Source organism: Methylobacter svalbardensis (genome assembly GCF_037671525.1).
GTDB classification, from domain to species: domain Bacteria; phylum Pseudomonadota; class Gammaproteobacteria; order Methylococcales; family Methylomonadaceae; genus Methylobacter_A; species Methylobacter_A svalbardensis.
Map to the genome: position 1 here is coordinate 1 of NZ_JAWPOH010000155.1, position 1,949 is coordinate 1,949.

Annotated in this window: 1 protein-coding gene and 1 pseudogene; one reads left to right on the top strand and one right to left on the bottom strand. The window is 47.6% G+C overall.

Annotated features, from left to right (window positions below):
• Window positions 1-142: 142 nt before the first annotated feature.
• Complete coding sequence (locus RW114_RS20485; RefSeq protein ID WP_340124579.1) at window positions 143-1,369, top strand: bifunctional protein-serine/threonine kinase/phosphatase; 1,227 nt, start codon at window positions 143-145, stop codon at window positions 1,367-1,369.
• 269 nt (window positions 1,370-1,638) lie between these two features.
• On the opposite strand, the pseudogene RW114_RS20490 reads toward RW114_RS20485, so the two are convergent.
• Window positions 1,639-1,949 (bottom strand): annotated as a pseudogene (locus RW114_RS20490) (LTA synthase family protein); the annotation flags it as partial.

Here is a 1,949-nt window from a genome sequence, read left to right on the forward strand (position 1 = left end):
CTTTCAAGACGTATATGCAAGATGCCAGTAAAGTTTTGTGTGTCATGAAGAAAATGCGTGAAGATTTCGCAATCCCTGCGTGAATTTTACTGTAGTGGCTTGGAAATTATTTACCTGAGAAACTATAAGCCGTGCCTTGGGAATGGATTCCCATCTTGAAATCGATCATAAAGCCCTGCCCGTGGCAAAAGGCGATATTTTCTTGTTCGCGACCGATGGGGTTTACGAGTTTGCCGGCCAGGAATTCATCGTTCATACCATCTGTGAATCCGGGAATGATCTCGATTCCACAGCCCAGACGATCGTCGATGAGGCTTACCGACAAGGCAGTACCGATAACCTCACCGTCCAGATCGTCAGGGTCGAAAACTTACCCAAACAGAGCGCTAACGAGCTTTACCAATCGTTAACCGAGCTGCCGTTCCCGCCTGTATTGGAAGCGCGGATGCTGTTTGATGGCTATACCATTGTCAGACAGTTACATGCCAGCAGCCGCAGCCACATTTATCTGGCGGTAGATAACGAAACCGACTCGCAGGTCGTTATAAAAACCCCGTCCATTGCCCTTCGGGGCGATCCGGCTTATCTGGAACGCTTCCTGATGGAAGACTGGATCGCCCGGCGTATCAATAATGCGCATGTGCTCAAACCTTGTACACAGACGCGCAAGCGCAACTTTTTATACGTCGTCACGGAATTCATTGACGGCCAGACCTTGACGCAGTGGATGATCGACAACCCGAAACCGGACCTGGAAACCGTGCGAGGGATTATCGAACAAATTGCTAAAGGCTTGAGAGCTTTTCACCGGCTGGAAATGCTGCATCAGGATTTGAGACCCGCCAACATCATGATCGATAGCACCGGCACGGTGAAGATCATTGATTTTGGTTCAACGAGGGTCGCGGGCATTATCGAAATGACCACACCGATCAGGCGCGACAACATACTGGGCACCGCCCAATATACCGCACCGGAGTATTTTCTCGGGGAACAGGGTTCCGAGCGTTCGGATATGTTTTCCTTGGCTGTGATTGCCTATCAAATGTTAACCGGCAAGCTGCCCTATGGTGCTGAAGTGGCCAAATGCAAGACCAAAGCAGCGCAAAACAAATTAATGTACGACTCTTTGCGTTATGAGAATCGCGAAATTCCAGCCTGGGTTGATGATGCAATCAGGAAGGCAGTACATCCCAACCCTTACAAACGTTACGAGGATCTGACCGAGTTCATATTCGATCTGCGTCATCCGAACCGAGCGTTTCTGGACAAGACCCGTCCGCCGCTTTTGGAACGCAACCCGTTAGCTTTCTGGAAAGGCGTTTCCTTTATCCTGGCACTCATCATCGTAGCATTATTGAATAAGTGATAGGCACTTCGGAGTTGAATTCTCCAACCGGTGATTGATGGCGAAACGTAAATTTCTGGACAATTGTGCCCGCTGGTCAATTAACTGAACTGATTACCATAAGTTTTCAAAATGAATTTTGCTGGATATTAGCGCTACTTTCCGTACTGTTTGACATCAAATTCCAGATAGGGCCAAAAGCATTTGCACCCTTATCGAATGCAATACCTTTGCTGCGAATGCTCCTCCCAAGTCTTGAATAGACTCATTTAATCGGCGTCATCCAGTAACTACTGATACCGGCTCAACCGATGCGACCAGATGTAATCCGCTGACTGGTAATAAGCCATATTTTCCGTTACCAATGAAGCGGCTGCATCCATATCCAACTGTTTATGCGCGCCTAAAGGATCGTCAATCACATCAACTTTTTGCTGGGGCGACAGATACATCAATTTATTGTCTTTAAACAATCCCAATTTCTGGTAATTACTGATCAATGCCCTGCCCTCGTCTTTGCGCATCTGCATAATATCGCGGCCATAAAACTGGCTTTCATAGCTGAGGTTTAAAAAACCAAGCACAGTTGGAGCCACATCAA

Coding starts and splice junctions, on each gene's coding strand:
- RW114_RS20485 (WP_340124579.1), top strand. CDS start 143: ATGGATTCCCATCTTGAAATCGATCATAAAGCCCTGCCCGTGGCAAAA.